This is a genomic window from Streptomyces sp. NPDC041968, from assembly GCF_055589025.1.
Genome location: NZ_JBVJCB010000003.1, coordinates 388,688 through 402,995, shown reverse-complemented (window position 1 = coordinate 402,995; position 14,308 = coordinate 388,688). Strand labels below are relative to the sequence as shown.

12 protein-coding genes are annotated in these 14,308 nt (G+C 73.7%); 2 read left to right on the top strand and 10 right to left on the bottom strand.

The genetic code is table 11. The features are described 5' to 3' along the window. Positions 1-52: 52 nt before the first annotated feature. Both ACZ6EG_RS09950 and ACZ6EG_RS09945 read left to right on the top strand, forming a co-directional pair. Positions 53-955 carry an ABC transporter ATP-binding protein gene (locus ACZ6EG_RS09950; protein WP_469603168.1) on the top strand — a complete coding sequence of 301 codons (903 nt, stop codon included), beginning with the start codon at positions 53-55 and terminating at the stop codon, positions 953-955. Then, positions 952-2,619 carry an ABC transporter permease gene (locus tag ACZ6EG_RS09945; protein ID WP_469603165.1) on the top strand — a complete coding sequence of 556 codons (1,668 nt, stop codon included), beginning with the start codon at positions 952-954 and terminating at the stop codon, positions 2,617-2,619. Before ACZ6EG_RS09950 ends, ACZ6EG_RS09945 begins: the two co-directional genes overlap by 4 nt. 38 nt (positions 2,620-2,657) lie before the next feature. On the opposite strand, the gene ACZ6EG_RS09940 is transcribed toward ACZ6EG_RS09945, so the two are convergent. The 10 genes from ACZ6EG_RS09940 to ACZ6EG_RS09895 form a co-directional block, all read right to left on the bottom strand. Further along, positions 2,658-3,875, bottom strand: coding sequence for a cytochrome P450 (locus tag ACZ6EG_RS09940; RefSeq protein ID WP_361011964.1), 1,218 nt, complete (start codon positions 3,873-3,875; stop codon positions 2,658-2,660). Positions 3,876-3,984: 109 nt separating this feature from the next. Continuing rightward, positions 3,985-4,659 (bottom strand): response regulator transcription factor, encoded by a 675-nt coding sequence (locus tag ACZ6EG_RS09935; protein ID WP_361011967.1) that lies wholly within the window; start codon positions 4,657-4,659, stop codon positions 3,985-3,987. Then, the gene (locus tag ACZ6EG_RS09930) at positions 4,656-6,002 is read right to left on the bottom strand and encodes a sensor histidine kinase (RefSeq protein WP_469603161.1); all 1,347 of its coding nucleotides are present in this window, start codon (positions 6,000-6,002) and stop codon (positions 4,656-4,658) included. The genes ACZ6EG_RS09935 and ACZ6EG_RS09930 overlap by 4 nt, the downstream gene beginning before the upstream one ends. Positions 6,003-6,116: 114 nt before the next feature. Continuing rightward, positions 6,117-6,803, bottom strand: coding sequence for a response regulator transcription factor (locus tag ACZ6EG_RS09925; protein ID WP_361011970.1), 687 nt, complete (start codon positions 6,801-6,803; stop codon positions 6,117-6,119). Then, the gene (locus ACZ6EG_RS09920) at positions 6,800-8,218 is read right to left on the bottom strand and encodes a sensor histidine kinase (protein WP_469603157.1); all 1,419 of its coding nucleotides are present in this window, start codon (positions 8,216-8,218) and stop codon (positions 6,800-6,802) included. Before ACZ6EG_RS09920 ends, ACZ6EG_RS09925 begins: the two co-directional genes overlap by 4 nt. A 10-nt stretch (positions 8,219-8,228) precedes the next feature. Continuing rightward, positions 8,229-9,536 carry an acyltransferase family protein gene (locus tag ACZ6EG_RS09915; protein WP_469603528.1) on the bottom strand — a complete coding sequence of 436 codons (1,308 nt, stop codon included), beginning with the start codon at positions 9,534-9,536 and terminating at the stop codon, positions 8,229-8,231. Positions 9,537-9,676: 140 nt separating this feature from the next. After that, positions 9,677-10,663 (bottom strand): alpha/beta hydrolase, encoded by a 987-nt coding sequence (locus ACZ6EG_RS09910; RefSeq protein ID WP_391970795.1) that lies wholly within the window; start codon positions 10,661-10,663, stop codon positions 9,677-9,679. A gap of 269 nt (positions 10,664-10,932) precedes the next feature. Continuing rightward, positions 10,933-11,841 (bottom strand): alpha/beta hydrolase, encoded by a 909-nt coding sequence (locus ACZ6EG_RS09905; RefSeq protein WP_391970796.1) that lies wholly within the window; start codon positions 11,839-11,841, stop codon positions 10,933-10,935. A 337-nt stretch (positions 11,842-12,178) separates the two neighbouring features. Beyond that, positions 12,179-13,372 carry a kynureninase gene (gene kynU, locus ACZ6EG_RS09900; RefSeq protein WP_469603153.1) on the bottom strand — a complete coding sequence of 398 codons (1,194 nt, stop codon included), beginning with the start codon at positions 13,370-13,372 and terminating at the stop codon, positions 12,179-12,181. Further along, positions 13,365-14,180, bottom strand: coding sequence for a tryptophan 2,3-dioxygenase family protein (locus ACZ6EG_RS09895; RefSeq protein ID WP_356602343.1), 816 nt, complete (start codon positions 14,178-14,180; stop codon positions 13,365-13,367). Before ACZ6EG_RS09895 ends, kynU begins: the two co-directional genes overlap by 8 nt. Between the last annotated feature and the right edge of the window lie 128 nt (positions 14,181-14,308).

The window sequence follows — 14,308 nt, the reverse complement described above, 5'->3', positions numbered from 1 at the left end:
CTGACACTTTCTTAACTTCACAAATTTCTGAAAGTAACGTACGTTCCGAAACATGACCAAGGCAATCAGCGTCTCCGGACTCCACAAGTCCTTCGGCCGGACGCGCGCGCTGGACGGACTCGACCTCGCCGTCGAAGCAGGCGAGGTCCACGGCTTCCTCGGGCCCAACGGCGCCGGCAAGTCCACCACCGTCCGCGTCCTGCTCGGCCTGCTGCGCCCCGACTCGGGCGCCGCTCAGGTGCTCGGCCGCGATCCCTGGTCGGACGCCGTCGACCTGCACCGCCGGCTCGCCTACGTTCCCGGCGACGTCGAACTGTGGCCCCAGCTCACCGGCGGCGAGGCCATCGACCTGCTGGCACGGCTGCGGGGCGGGCTGGACAAGCAACGCCGCGCCGAACTCGTCGAACGGTTCGCACTGGACCCCAGCAAGAAGGGCCGCGCCTACTCCAAGGGCAACCGGCAGAAGGTCGCCATCGTCGCCGCGCTCGCCTCGGACGCCGAGCTGCTGCTCCTCGACGAGCCCACCGCGGGCCTGGACCCTCTCATGGAGGTCGTCTTCCAGGACGTCATCACCGAGGCCAAGGCCGCCGGCAGGACCGTACTGCTCTCCAGCCACATCCTGGCCCAGGTGGAGAAGCTCGCCGACCGGGTGAGCATCATCCGGCTCGGCCGGACCGTCCAGTCCGGCACGCTCGCCGAACTGCGGCACCTGACCCGCACCACCATCGAGGCGGAGACCGAGCGCCCGGCCACCGGCCTGGACGCGCTGCCCGGCGTCCACGACCTGCGGGCCACCGACGGCAGGGTCCACTTCGCCGTAGACGGCACCGAGGTCGACGGCGCGGTCCGCAAGCTCACCGAGTTCGGCATCCGCAGCCTCGTCAGCCATCCGCCGACCCTGGAGGAGCTGATGCTGCGCCACTACGACGACGGCGCACGGGGAGCCCTGCGATGACCGCCCTCCCGACGGCCCCCGCCGGCTCCGCGGCACACCCCCGGTCCGGCACGGGCCGCACGGACGTCCTGGCCGGCACCGGCACGCTGATCCGCTTCGCTTTGCGCCGCGACCGCGTCCGGCTCCCGGTGTGGATCGCGGCGCTGGTCCTCGGCACCCTGTCGACGGCCGACGGCTTCGCCGAGCTGTACAGCGCGCCCGAGGACCGGGCCAACGCCGTGGAGACGATGAGCAGCCCGGCCGGCCTCGCCATGACGGGCCCGCGCCACTACCTGGAGGACTACACCTTCGGCGCCATGCTCGGCCACCAGATGCTCGGCTTCACGGCCGTCCTCGTCGGCCTGATGAGCGTCCTGCTCGTCACCCGGCACACCCGTGCCGAGGAGGAGACCGGACGGGCCGAGCTGCTGCGCTCGACGGTCGTCGGCCGGCACGCCCACCTCGCCGCCGCCCTCGCCGTCGCCCTCCTGGCCAACCTGGTCCTCGCCCTGCTGCTGGCCCTCGGCCTGACCGGCCTCGGCATCGAGGGCATCGACGCCTCCGGCTCGCTGCTGTACGGCGCCTGTCACGCCGCCGCCGGCCTCGTCCTCGCCGCCGTCGCCGCCGTCACGGTCCAGGTCACCGCCCACGCGCGCGGTGCCACCGGCATGGCCCTCGCGGTCATCGGCGCCGCCTACGTACTGCGGGCCGCCGGCGACAGCGGCCCGGCCGGCGCCCTGTCCTGGCTCTCCCCGATCGGCTGGACCCAGCGCACCTACGTCTACGTCGACGACGACTGGTGGCCGCTGCTGCTCTGCCTCGCCCTCGCCGTGGCCTGCGCGGCGGCGGGGTTCGCACTCTCCACCCGGCGGGACGTGGGCGCGGGCCTGCGGCCCGAGCGGCTCGGCAGTGCGCACGCCTCCGCCGCCCTGGGCACGGCCCTCGGCTCCGCCCTGCGGCTGCACCGCGGGATGTTCGCCGGTTTCGGCGCCGGCCTGTTCCTGATGGGTGCGATGTACGGCTCGCTCCTCGGGCAGGCCGACGACATGCTGAAGGACGTCGACCAGGTCCAGGAGGCCCTGGAACGCCTCGGCGGTGCCGACATGGCGGAGTCGTTCGCCGCGATGGTCATGGTGGTCGTCGCGTCGGTCGCCGCCGTGTACGTGGTGATGACGGCGCTGCGGCCCCGGACGGAGGAGACCGCGGGCCGGGCCGAACCGCTGCTCGCCACCGCTCTGTCCCGCGGGCGCTGGGTCGGCGGCCACCTGGCCGTGGCCATGGGCTGCGGCACGCTCGTCCTGCTGCTGGCCGGACTGGGCATGGGCCTCGCGGGCGCCGCCTCCACCGGCGACGCCGCGCTGCTGCCCGAGCTGATCGGCGCGGCCCTCGCGTACGCGCCCGCCCTGTGGGTCACGGCCGGGGTGGCGACGGTGCTCTTCGGCTGGTTCCCGCGGGCGAGCGCGGCGGCCTGGGCCGTGCCCGCGTACGTCTTCGTCGTCGGCTACCTCGGGCAGATCCTGCGCTTCCCCGACTGGATGAACCACCTCTCCCCCTTCGGCCATGTGCCCCGGCTCCCGGCCGCGGACATGGAGTGGACCCCGCTGCTGGTGCTGACGCTCGTCGCCGCCGGTCTGGTGTGGCTGGGTCTGGCGGGCTTTGGGCGGCGGGACCTGGAGACGAAGTAGGCGAGGGACGAAGTGAACGAAACCGGCGGGCGGACGCCTCACGTCTCGACGGTCAGCCCCTCCAGCCCCCGCATGACGAAGTGGGGCCTGCGCCGCGGCTCCGCGGCGAGCCTCAGCCCGGGTGCCCGCGCGAGCAGGGACGTCATGGACGCCGCCAGCTCGATGCGGGCCAACGGGGCGCCGATGCAGTAGTGGATACCGGCGCTGAAGGAGATGTGCGGGTTGTCCCGGCGGGCGAGGTCGAGACGGTCCGGGGCAGTGAAGACCGCCGGGTCGTGGTTGGCGGAGCCGAACAGCAGCGCCACCTCGGCGCCCCTCGGCAGGACCGTGCCGTCGATCTCGATCTCGTCCAGCACCCAGCGTTCGAAGAGCTGGAGCGGGGTGTCGTAGCGCATCAGCTCCTCGACGGCCGAGGGGACGAGCGAGTGGTCGGCGCGCAGGGCCGCCAGCTGGTCCGGGTTGCGGAAGAGGGCCAGCCAGCCGTTGGTCGTCGCGTTCACCGTGGCCTCGTGACCGGCGTTCAGCAGCAGGACGCAGGTCGAGATCATCTCCTGCTCGGTGAGACGGTCGTCCTCGTCGTGGGCCGCGATCAGGCCCGAGATCAGGTCGTCGCCGGGTTCCTTGCGACGGGCCGCGATCAGACCGCGCAGGTACTCCGAGAAGGCGAGCGACGCGCGGACCGCCTTCGCCGCCGTCTCCTCCGACGGGTTCAGCTCGTACATCCCGCAGATCTCCGCCGACCAGGGGCGCAGCGGGCCCCGGTCGGACTCGGGAATGCCCAGCATCTCGGCGATCACGGCCACCGGCAGCGGTTCGGCCACGTCCCGCAGCAGGTCGCCGCCGCCCGCCTCCACCAGCCGGGACACCAGGTCGTCCGCGAGGGCGCACACGTACGGCTTCAGCCGCTCCACGGTCCGCGGCGTGAACGCCTTCGACACCAGCCGCCGGATGCGGGTGTGGTCCGGCGGCTCCAGGTCGAGCATCCCGTGGTCGTTGAGCGTGTGGAAGGGCTCCTGCTCCGGCGGGTGCGGGGCCCGGCCGAAGTCCTCGTCGGTGAAACGGTGCCGGTAGGTCCGGCCCAGGCGCCGGTCGCGCAGCAGCGCCGACACGTCCGCGTGGTGCGGGACGAGCCACTGGTCGCTGGGCTCGTAGTAGTGCACCCGGCCCCGGGCCCGCAGCTCGGCGAAGGCGGGGTACGGGTCGGCGACGAACGCCGGGTCCCACGGGTCGAACGCGAGGTCGGATTGAGCCGTCATGGACGGACGATAGGACGCCGACCGGGCCCCTGCCCAGAGGTCACGGACCGCCGGCCGCGACCGGCGCGCCCCGACGCGGTACCGACACGGAACCCGTCGGGCCCCCTGGTCACCCCGGCGTGACCAGCCTGGCCTCGTAGGCGAAGACCGCCGCCTGGGTGCGGTCCCTCAGCCCCAGCTTCACCAGGACGCGACTGACGTGCGTCTTGATCGTCGACTCGGCGACCACCAGGTGCCCGGCGATCTCCGCGTTCGACAGACCCTGCGCGATCAGCACCAGGACCTCCGTCTCCCGGTCGGTCAGCTCCCCGTACGCCGCCTGCGCCTGGGGCATCAGACGTGGGCCGTCGGACAGCTTCGAGAACTCGGTGATCAGACGCTTGGTGATCGAGGGGGCCAGCAGCGCCTCCCCGGCGGCCACCACCCGCACCCCGTCGGCCAGTTGCCTCGCCGAGGCGTCCTTCAGCAGGAAGCCGGAAGCGCCCGCGCGCAGCGCCTGGTACACGTACTCGTCGAGGTCGAAGGTGGTCAGCACCAGCACCTTCGACGTGCCGTCCGCCGCGATGATCTCCCTCGTCGCCTCGATGCCGTTCAGCTCCGGCATGCGGATGTCCATGAGGACGACGTCGGGGGCGAGTTCGCGGACCTTGCCGACGGCCTCGCGGCCGTTGACCGCCTCGCCGACGACCTCGATGTCCGGCATCGCGTTCAACAGGACCGAGAAGCCCTCGCGCACCATCATCTGGTCGTCGGCGATCAGGACGCGGATCGTGCCGTCGGTCATGCGTCCCCCTCCTTCACCACGGTGACCGGCAGGTACACCGCCACCTCGTAGCCGCCGTCGTCGGTGGGGGCGGCGGTCATCTCGCCGTTCAGCATCGACACCCGTTCCCGCATGCCGGTGATGCCGTGCCCCGCGCCGGGTGAGGGCTTCACGAGGCTGGTCTCGGGGAGCGGGCCGTTGACCACGCGCAGGCCCAGGCCGCCCAGGACGTAGGAGACCTCGACGCGGGCGGTGGCACCGGGCGCGTGCCGCAGCGTGTTGCTCAGCGCCTCCTGCACGATCCGGTACGCCGACAGCTCCACGCCGGGCGGCAGCTCGCGCACCGCGCCGGTCACCGCCTTCTCCACGCTCAGGCCGGCGTCGCGGACATTGGCGAGCAGGCCGTCCAGGTCGGCGAGGGTGGGCTGCGGGGCGTCCGGGACCTCGTAGTCCTCGGCCCGGACGACCCCGAGGACGCGGCGCAGCTCGGTGAGCGCGGCCACCGCGTTCTCCCGGATGGTGGCGAAGGCGCGCTCCAGCTCCTCCGGCGGGTTCTCCACCCGGTAGGGCGCGGCCTCCGCCTGGATGGCGACCACCGACATGTGGTGGGCGACCACGTCGTGCAACTCCCGGGCGATGGTGGTGCGCTCCTCCAGCAGCGTGCGCCGGGACCGCTCGTGCGCGGTCACCGTCTCCTGCGCGGTCACCTGCCGCCGGGCGTCGCGACGGATGTGCCAGAGGGAGACCACGAGCAGGGCGAAGGCGGTGAGGACGAGCATCGGGGAACTGTTGCCGCCGTAGTGGCCGGCGCCCCAGAAGGACTCGTTGGCGATGCCGTACGCGGCGGTCAGACTCCACATCCACACGGCCGTCCGGGGTCGGGTGCGTATCGCCACGATCACCAGCACCGCCAGGTGGCAGATGAACGCGCCGGGCAGCCACGGCCAGTCGCCCCAGCTGCTGCCGAGCAGTGCGACCACGGGGGTCGCCGCCATCGACATCCAGAACGCGCCGACCGGCCGGACCAGCGTCGCCAGCACCGGGGCCGCGCACACCAGGCCGCTCAACAGGGCCAGCGGGCCGTCGTTCATCCCGCCGGCCCAGCCGCCGTAGAAGGCCAGCAGCGCCGCGGCTGCGACCACCGCGTACGGGACGCGCGCCGCGTACGGCCGCAGCCGGGCGGGGAGATGGCGACCCCACGGGCCGGCGGCGGCCGGGCGGGGCAGCGGGCGGTAGGCGAAGGCGTCGTGGAACAGGTCCTCGCGCAGTCCGCTCAAGGCGTCCATCGCCAGCCGGTACTCGGGGCTGCGGGACCCGCTCCCGTCTCCGGGATGCGTGGTCCGCGTCTGGGTCGTCTCGGTCACGTCAGCAACGGTAGGGGCCCCGCGGTCCGCGGTCGTCACCAGTGAGAGGGGTCCTTCGGTGTCCGCCTCAGGTACTACGGCGATGACGCGGGGCCCGCGACGGCCACCGCGGAATCAGTACCCTGCGGGCCTGACCAGGCCCGACTCGTACGCGAAGACCGCCGCCTGCGTCCGGTCCCGCAGGCCGAGCTTCACCAGGATGCGGCCCACATGGGTCTTCACCGTCTGCTCGGCGACCACCAGGCGCTGGGCGATCTCCGCGTTCGACAGGCCCTGTGCGATCAGGGCGAGCACCTCGGTCTCCCGCTCGGTCAGGTCACCCACGCGCTCCTTCAGCGGGGCGCGCGGCCGGTCGTCCAGCCGGGAGAACTCGGTGATCAGCCGCCGGGTGATGCCCGGCGCGAGCATCGCGTCCCCGTCCGCCACCACCCGGACCGCCTCGGCCAACTGGTCGGCGGAGGCGTCCTTCAACAGGAACCCGGCCGCGCCGGCCCGCAGCGCCTCGTACACGTACTCGTCGAGGTCGAAGGTGGTGAGCACCAGCACCCGTATGCCGGGGTTCGCCCCGGTGATACGCCGGGTGGCCTCGATGCCGCCCAGTTCAGGCATGCGGATGTCCATCAGGACGACGTCCGGGGCGAGCTCGGCGACCTTGGCCACGGCGTCCAGACCGTCCACCGCCTGTCCGATCACCTCGATGTCCGGCTGGGTGTTCAGCAGCACGGTGAAGCCCTGGCGGACCATCTGCTGGTCGTCGGCGATCAGCACGCGGATCACCCGGCCGTTGTCACTGGTCGTCATGGGGTGCCGTCCTCGGTGAAGGGGTCGGGGTCGGTGAAGCAGTCGGGGGCGGGGGCGGGGGCCGGGCCGGGGACGGAGTCGGGGGCGGTGGGCCGGTCGGCGTCGGTGGGCCCGGCGACGTCGACCGGGAGGAACGCTGCCACCCGGTAGCCGCCGTCCGGCATGGGATGCGCCGTCAGACTGCCGTCGAGCATCGCCACCCGCTCCCGCATGCCCATCAGTCCGTGCCCCGCTCCCTGGGAGGGCGCCGGGTCGCGTTTCGGCCGGGTGTTGGAGATGTCCACCCGCAGGCCGTTCGGGAGGTGGGTGAGGTGCACCTGGGCGGTGGCGCCGGGCGCGTGGCGCAGGACGTTGCTCAGCGCTTCCTGCACGATCCGGTAGGCCGACAGCTCGACCCCGGACGGCAGGGGTCTGCGCACACCGCTCGACCCGGTGTGGACGGTCAGGCCCGCGGCCCGGGTGTTCTCCACCAGCGCGTCGAGCCGGTCGAGATCGGGCTGCGGGGCGTGCGGGACGGCGGCGTCGGCGCCCCCGGGCACATCCGGTGCGTCGGGGTGCTCGGCACGCAGGACGCCCAGCACGCGGCGCAGTTCGGTGAGGGCCTCCAGCGCGTTCTGCCGGATGCCCGCGAGGTTCTCCTTCAGCTCGTCCGGCGGGTTCTCGACGAGGAGGGGGGCGACCTGGGCCTGGATGGAGATCACCGACATGTGGTGGGCGACCACGTCGTGCAGCTCCCGGGCGATGCGCCCGCGCTCCTCCAACAGCGTGCGCCGGGCCCGCTCCTCGGCGGTCAGCGAGGTCTGCTGCACCAGTTCGGCGCGGGCCTCGCGACGCCCGCGCAGAGCCGTCCCGAGCACCACGGCCACGGCGAAGAGGACGACGGCGAGCTGGCCGGTCGGCTGGTAGGCCACGCCGCCCACCAGGCCCTGCACGACGTAGGTGGCCAGCGCGGTCAGGGCCAGCGCCTCCACGGAGACCCGGGTACGGACCCGCAGGGCGAGGAGGAGCAGGACGAACAGGTGCCCGATGATCCCCGCCGCGGGCCAGGGCCAGGGGAACCGGTCGCCGTCGACGGCCATCTCGGCCCGCACGGCGAACGCGCCCACCAGCATGGCGGCCATGGACAGCCACCACCCCGCGATCGGCCGCCACAGCGCCAGAACCATCGCGCCGCCCTGGGTGAGGCCGATCAGAAAGGCGAACCCCGGATCGACCCCGCCGTGGTCACCGAGCTGGGCCGCGTCGCCGAGCAGCACACCGAGGGCGGCCAGCCAGACGACCCCGTGCGGGAACCAGCGCAGCCACACGGACGGCGGCAGCGGGTCCGCCCGCCAGGTCCACAGGTCCTCGTGCAGCACCCGCAGCACCCGCTGGGCTCTGCCGCCCGGCAGGTGCCGGCTCCCCCTTGGCTTCATCCGCCCCACCCTAGACACGACGGACTCCCTCCGTGTTCTCGGTCGTTCCCGCGATCCCGGTCTCACTGGTCGCCCCCGCCGCCTCGCTCCTACAGGTCGTCTTCGTCGTCTCCGTCGGGTTCGTCGGGTCCGTCGGGTCCGTCGGGTCCGTCGGGTCCGTCGGCTCGGTTGTCTTCCTCGTCTGCCTTATCTCCGGCTCCGGCTCCGGTGGGCGGTGGGTGCGGACGATTCTGGAGCGCCGACCGCTGCCGTCCCGTTCGAAGGAGCGGAAGGCCACCCAGCAGGCCGCGAGACCCAGCGCGAAGGCCGGGAGCCAGACCAGCCGGGCGGCGACCCAGTCCAGCCCCTCGGGGGCCGTGTGCAGGCCGGGCAGGCGGCCCGCGAGGAGGCCGGTGGCCGTGGTCGCCATCAACGCGGTCTGGTGCCACAGGAAGATCGTCATCGCGGACAGGTTGACCAGCGCGACCACCGCCCAGACCGCGGGCCGCCGCAACGCGGCGCGCAACCGGTCCCGCAGCAGCAACGCGAGACCGCACTGCGCCAGACCGAAGGTGACGGCGGCCAGCGTCGGCGGGTCGAGGTTGGACACCTCGGCGCCGGGGACGCCGACCATCGACGCCGGGTAGCCCGCCCAGGCGACGAGCGCCGCCGTCGCCGCCGTACCGCCCGTGAGCAGGAACCAGCCCGCGCGGCGGCGCTCCAACTCGCCCCGGGTCCAGGCGGCGCCGAGGGTGTACGGCACCAGCCACCCGGCGGCGAGGTTGATCCAGCCGAGCCAGGACGGGGCGCCGAAGCCGAAACGCAGCAGGTCGACATGGAGCACGACGACCAGCGGCCACAGCGGGTGCAGTCGGGTCAGCAGCGGTGTCGCCGCCGTCAGCGCGGCGAAGACCAGGAGGAACCACAGCGGGGACAGCGCGAGCTTCACCAGGGTGCGGACCGTCACGAACTCCGCGCCCGTCAGCAGCAGCGAAGCCGCCGTCACCGTCCACAGGGCGAGGACGGCCGCGACCGGCCGGAACAGCCGCGACAACCGGGCGGACAGCCACCTGCCGTAGGACGTGCCGCGGGCGCGGGCCGACGCGTGGCCCAGCGTGGCGACGTGGCCGCCCACCAGGAAGAAGACGGCGAGGGTCTGGAAGGCCCAGGAGACCGGGGCCAGCCACGGCATGTCGTGCAGCGGGCTGGCCGCACGCAGGCCGGCGCCGTCGGCGACCAGAGCCGTCACCAGCCAGTGGCCGAGGACCACACCGAGGATGGCGAAGGCGCGCAGGGCGTCGACGGCCCGGTCCCGCGACGCGGGCGTGGCGGCGTCGATCCGCTCGGCGGCCCGGCGCCAGGAGGAGGCACCGGCAGGGGCGGTGCGGAGTACCGGCGCGGCCTGGGGTGGCGGAGCGGTACGGGGTGGCGGAGCGGTACGGGGTGCCGGAGCGTTACGGGGTGTCGGTGTCACGTGGGTCACCGGGTCACCTCCGTGATGTCGCCGAGGGTGATCCGGGCCAGGTTCCGCAGGGAGACGGAACCTGGGGCGAAGTAGTCGCTGTGGCCGCCGTCGCCGGCCGTGAAGACCCGGGCGCCGAAGCCCGGGGAGACGGGGTCGGTGCCGAATCCGACGGTGGTGCCGAAGAGGTCGGCGCTGAGGTGCGGCACGTGCTCCACCCAGTCGTCCGCACCCCGGGCCGCCCAGACCCTGGCGCCGGTGCGCAGCTCCGAGGCGGAGTCCGCGCCGGTGCCGGGGCTGCCCACCAGGGCTATGTCGGCGACCTCCGCGCCCTCGGCGGCGCGGGCGCAGACGACCGAACCGTAGGAGTGGCAGAGCAGGGAGAAGCGGGCGGTGGGGCCGGTGATCCCCCGCAGGACGTCGAGCAGGGCGCGGAGCTTCGGGGCGGCCCGGTCGGCGCGGCCGGTCGTGGCGACCGTGGTACTGACGGTGCCCGGTGTCTCGTAGCCCAGCCAGGCCACGACCGCCGTGCGGGTGCCTTCGGGGGCGTCCGCGACCAGCCGGGCGTGCAGTGCGAGGGCGGCGGCACGGAACCGGCCGTACGTGTCGAGGCTGGTGTCGGAGCCCGGGACCAGGACGGCGACTCTGTCGGCGCGGGTCAGGTCACCGAGAACCTCCGTGGCCAGTCCGGCGCCCCGCCCGTCGAAGGCGAGGAGGTGCCGGGACGGGTCGGCCATGGCGTGGTCGGCTGCCGCGCGCCGGCGGTCTCCATGGGCGGCGGCCATCCGGGACGCCTCGGCGGCGTCGGCCCGGTGCGCGGCGTACGCCTCGTCCAGGGTGCCGGCCGTCGGGGCCGCCGACACGGAGGGGGCCGGGGCCGGGGTCTCGGGGCGTGCGGCGCCGGCGAGGGGAAGGACCACGGCACCACAGATGAGCGCGGCCAGGACGGTACGACGCGCTGTGCTCACGCGCCGCCGCCAACCTGCCGCCGAACGGGACCCCATGGCCTCTCCCCTCCAGCACGCCCGCCCATCGGGCCTGCCTGTAGGGGAAGTTATGAATCCGAACGGGTAACTCGCGTCCCGCCAGGGAGCTCACCTGCGGGGTAGCTCTCAGGTATTACGGGTACGACCGGGACCGCACCGTCACCGCACCCAGCACCCAGCACCCGGCACCGGACCACCCAGCACCCAGCACCGGACCACCCAGCACCCAGCACCGGACCGGCACCGCACCACACCGCACCGGCGCCGCACCGGCCCCCGCAAGCGCCTCACCAAGCCAACTGCGCGATCTCCTCCGCCACCACCGCGCACGCGTCCGCCGCCGGATCGATCAACGGATAGTGGCCGACACCCTCCAGCAGCGTCACGCCCACCACCTCCCCGGCCCGCGCCGCCGCGTCGGCGTACGCCTCGGCGACCGCCAGCGGGACGTCCACGTCGGCGCGGCCCTGGACGAGGGTCGTCGCGATGCCGGTGGGCAGCAGCAGGGCGGGATCGGCGTACGGCCGGCGCTCCTCGAAGCTCTCGTCACCGCCCAGGAACTGGCGCGCCGCACCACCGCACACGTCCAGCGCCCCCGCCGCCTCGAAGTCGGCGATCGGCGCGAGGGCGACCACGCCACGCAAGGGCGCCGGCCGGTCCAGGTACCAGGGGGCGTCGGCGGGCAGCACGTGCCGGGCCGCCGCCCACAGGGCGAGATGACCACCGGCGGAGTGGCCGGTCACCACGACGCGGCCGGCGTCGGCCTGCGGGAGGTGCTGCCGCACCAGCGCGGGCAGCGCGTCCAGCGCGGCGGCCACGTCGTCGAGGGTGTCGGGCCAGCGGCCCGCCACGAGGTCGCCCCCGGCCGCTTCCCCGCCCGCCGCGCCGCGCCGGTACTCGACGCTGCCGACGGCGAAGCCCCGGCGGGCCAGGAAGGCGGCGAACGGGCTGACATGGCGCCGGTCGTACGGTGCCCGCCACGAACCTCCGTGCAGCAGCACCACGACGGGGGCGGCGCCACCCGGCCCGGCCGCACCGCGCGGGGCGTAGAAGTCGATCACCTGATCGGGGTGGTCGCCGTAGGAGGCGGTGGAGTCGGGGTCGACCGCCGGGTGCGAGAAGACCGATTTCTGCTCCGCGGCCTCCGCGGCGTCCCTCGCGGCATCGGTGCCCGGTCCTGCGGCGGCGTCCGGCATGCTCAACCTCTCAGCGGCGAAACGGTGTTGGCGGACCCGGGGGAAGGGAATCGGCCGTTGGCGGGACCGTATCAGGCCGGTGACGTGCGCGGACATGGGGATGTCACGCAGGGTGAAGGGAGAATGGTCCGGCCTCGACCCATGAACTCGGGCTCGTCGTACGGCGTCCACCACGCGGTCAGAGCACTCAGACCACGCTGAGCTCACGGTGCCGGTTCTCGAAACCGCCGGTCACGCTGATCCGGGCAAGCGGAGCCCAGGCCGCCACGGCACCTCGCACGCGGGGAGGACCCGGGCCGCCCCCCGAGGGAGCGGCCCGCAGGTCCTCGCCTCGCCGCTACCGGAGCGTCCCCGCCAGCACCGCCGCCGCCCGCTCCACGTCGGCGAAACCGACGTACAGCGGTGTGAAGCCGAAACGCAGGACGTCCGGCGCGCGGAAGTCGCCGACGACCCCGCGCTCGATCAGCCGCTTCATGACCTCGCCCGCGTCGTCGCAGCGCAGCGCCACCTGACTGCCCCGCTCCGCGTGCGCGGCCGGCGTCACGGACTCCACCCGGCCGCCGGGGACGTACTCCCCGACACAGCGCAGGAAGAAGTCCGTCAGCGCCAGGGACTTGGCCCGCACCGCCTCGACCGACACCCCGTCCCACACCTCCAGGGCCGCCTCCAGGGCGAGCATGGAGAGGATGTCCGGCGTCCCGACCCGGCCGCGCACCGCACCGGAGGCCGGCGCGTAGGCGGGCGTCATGCCGAAGGGCTCGGCGTGCGAGTTCCAGCCCGGGAGGGGGGAGTCGAACCGGCCCTGGAGGTCGCGGCGCACGTACAGGAACGCGGGCGAACCGGGGCCGCCGTTGAGGTACTTGTAGGTGCAGCCGACGGCCATGTCCACGCCGTGCTCGTCGAGCCCGACCGGCAGCGCGCCCGCGCTGTGGCACAGGTCCCAGACCGCGTACGCCCCCGCCGCGTGCACGGCGGCGGTCAGCGCGGGCAGGTCGTGCAGCCGGCCCGTGCGGTAGTCGACGTGGTTGAGCAGGACGGCGGCGGTGCGCTCCCCCAGCGCCGACGGCACCTCGGCCGGGGCGACCGGACGCAGGGCGCAGCCCGTCATCCGGGCCGCGGACTCGGCGATGTACCCGTCGGTGGGGAAGGTGGTGGCGTCGACGAGGATCTCGTCGCGCCCCTCGCCCGCCATGCGTACGGCCGCCACGAGGGCCTTGAAGACGTTGACGCTCGTGGAGTCGCCCACCACGACCTGCCCGGCCGCCGCGCCGACCAGCGGGGCGATCCGGTCGCCGATCCGCTCGGGCGCGGTCCACCAGCCGCTCTCCTCCCAGGACCGGATGCGCAGCTCGCCCCACTGCCGCCGTACGACGTCCGCCACGCGCGCGGGGACGTGCGCCGGGAGGGCGCCCAGCGAGTTCCCGTCCAGGTACACGACGTCGTCGAGGACGAACCGCTCGCGCAGTGCCGCCAGCTCGTCGGCGGCGTCCAGCCGGCCGGCCTCACCGGCCAGGTCCCGCGGCTCAGACATACGACCGCGCCGTCCACAGCTCGGGGAAGACGTTGCCACGGGCCCGCTTCTCCAGCCAGGCCACCCCGGCGGAGCCGCCGGTGCCGGTCTTGGAGCCCATCGCGCGGCGGGTGGCGACCAGGTGGTCGTTGCGCCAGCGCCACACCAGCTCGGCGACGTCGGTGAGCGCCTCGCCGAGACGCGCCAGCTCGCCGTTCTGGTCGCCGGAGTAGACGGCCGTCCAGGCGGCCTCCACCTCGGGCGCCGCCTCGTACTTACGCGTGACGTCGCGCCGCAGCACGGCCTCCGGGATGTCGTACCCGCGCCGGGCGAGCAGCCGGACCACCTCGTCGTACAGGCACGGCTCGTGCAGCGCCTTCTCCAGCTCCGCGTGGACGCGGGGGGTGCCGCGGTGCGGGACGAGCATGGACGCGGACTTGTCGCCGAGCAGGAACTCCAGGCGGCGGTACATCGCCGACTGGAAACCGGAGCCCTCGCCGAGGGCGCTCCGGTAGGAGTTGAACTGGGCGGGCGTGAGGCCCGCGAGCGGCGTCCAGGAGGCGTTCAGCGCCTCCAGTTCCCGCACCGAACGCTTCAGCGCGTCGGTCGCCACCTGGATCCGGTCCTCGCGCAGGGCGCCGGCCGCGGTCTCCCACTCGTGGACGATGACGGTGAACCACAGCTCCATGACCTGGGTCGTGACCAGGAAGACCATCTCTCCGGGATCGTCGGAGAGGGTGTGCTGGAGGTGGGTGAGCACGTCCGCCTTGACGTAGTCCTCGTACGGCGTGCTGCCCTCGAAGTCGAGATTCGGGGCTTCGTGGGACATTGCTGTCTCCTGATGGCACTACGGGTAGCGGTCCGCCCTGCCGTTACCGGCACGGGGCCCCGGTCCCCAACGGCATCCTCCGCAATCGTGCCAGGAAACCGCAAGGCCCGCCCGCTCGCGGCGGGCGG

Bases quoted from the DNA above. Each gene is read 5' to 3' on its own strand.
- ACZ6EG_RS09950 (WP_469603168.1), top strand. From the start codon at position 53: ATGACCAAGGCAATCAGCGTCTCCGGACTCCACAAGTCCTTCGGCCGG.
- ACZ6EG_RS09945 (WP_469603165.1), top strand. From the start codon at position 952: ATGACCGCCCTCCCGACGGCCCCCGCCGGCTCCGCGGCACACCCCCGG.
- ACZ6EG_RS09940 (WP_361011964.1), bottom strand. From the start codon at position 3,875: ATGACGGCTCAATCCGACCTCGCGTTCGACCCGTGGGACCCGGCGTTC.
- ACZ6EG_RS09935 (WP_361011967.1), bottom strand. From the start codon at position 4,659: ATGACCGACGGCACGATCCGCGTCCTGATCGCCGACGACCAGATGATG.
- ACZ6EG_RS09925 (WP_361011970.1), bottom strand. From the start codon at position 6,803: ATGACGACCAGTGACAACGGCCGGGTGATCCGCGTGCTGATCGCCGAC.
- ACZ6EG_RS09920 (WP_469603157.1), bottom strand. From the start codon at position 8,218: ATGAAGCCAAGGGGGAGCCGGCACCTGCCGGGCGGCAGAGCCCAGCGG.
- ACZ6EG_RS09910 (WP_391970795.1), bottom strand. From the start codon at position 10,663: ATGGGGTCCCGTTCGGCGGCAGGTTGGCGGCGGCGCGTGAGCACAGCG.
- ACZ6EG_RS09905 (WP_391970796.1), bottom strand. From the start codon at position 11,841: ATGCCGGACGCCGCCGCAGGACCGGGCACCGATGCCGCGAGGGACGCC.
- kynU (WP_469603153.1), bottom strand. From the start codon at position 13,372: ATGTCTGAGCCGCGGGACCTGGCCGGTGAGGCCGGCCGGCTGGACGCC.
- ACZ6EG_RS09895 (WP_356602343.1), bottom strand. From the start codon at position 14,180: ATGTCCCACGAAGCCCCGAATCTCGACTTCGAGGGCAGCACGCCGTAC.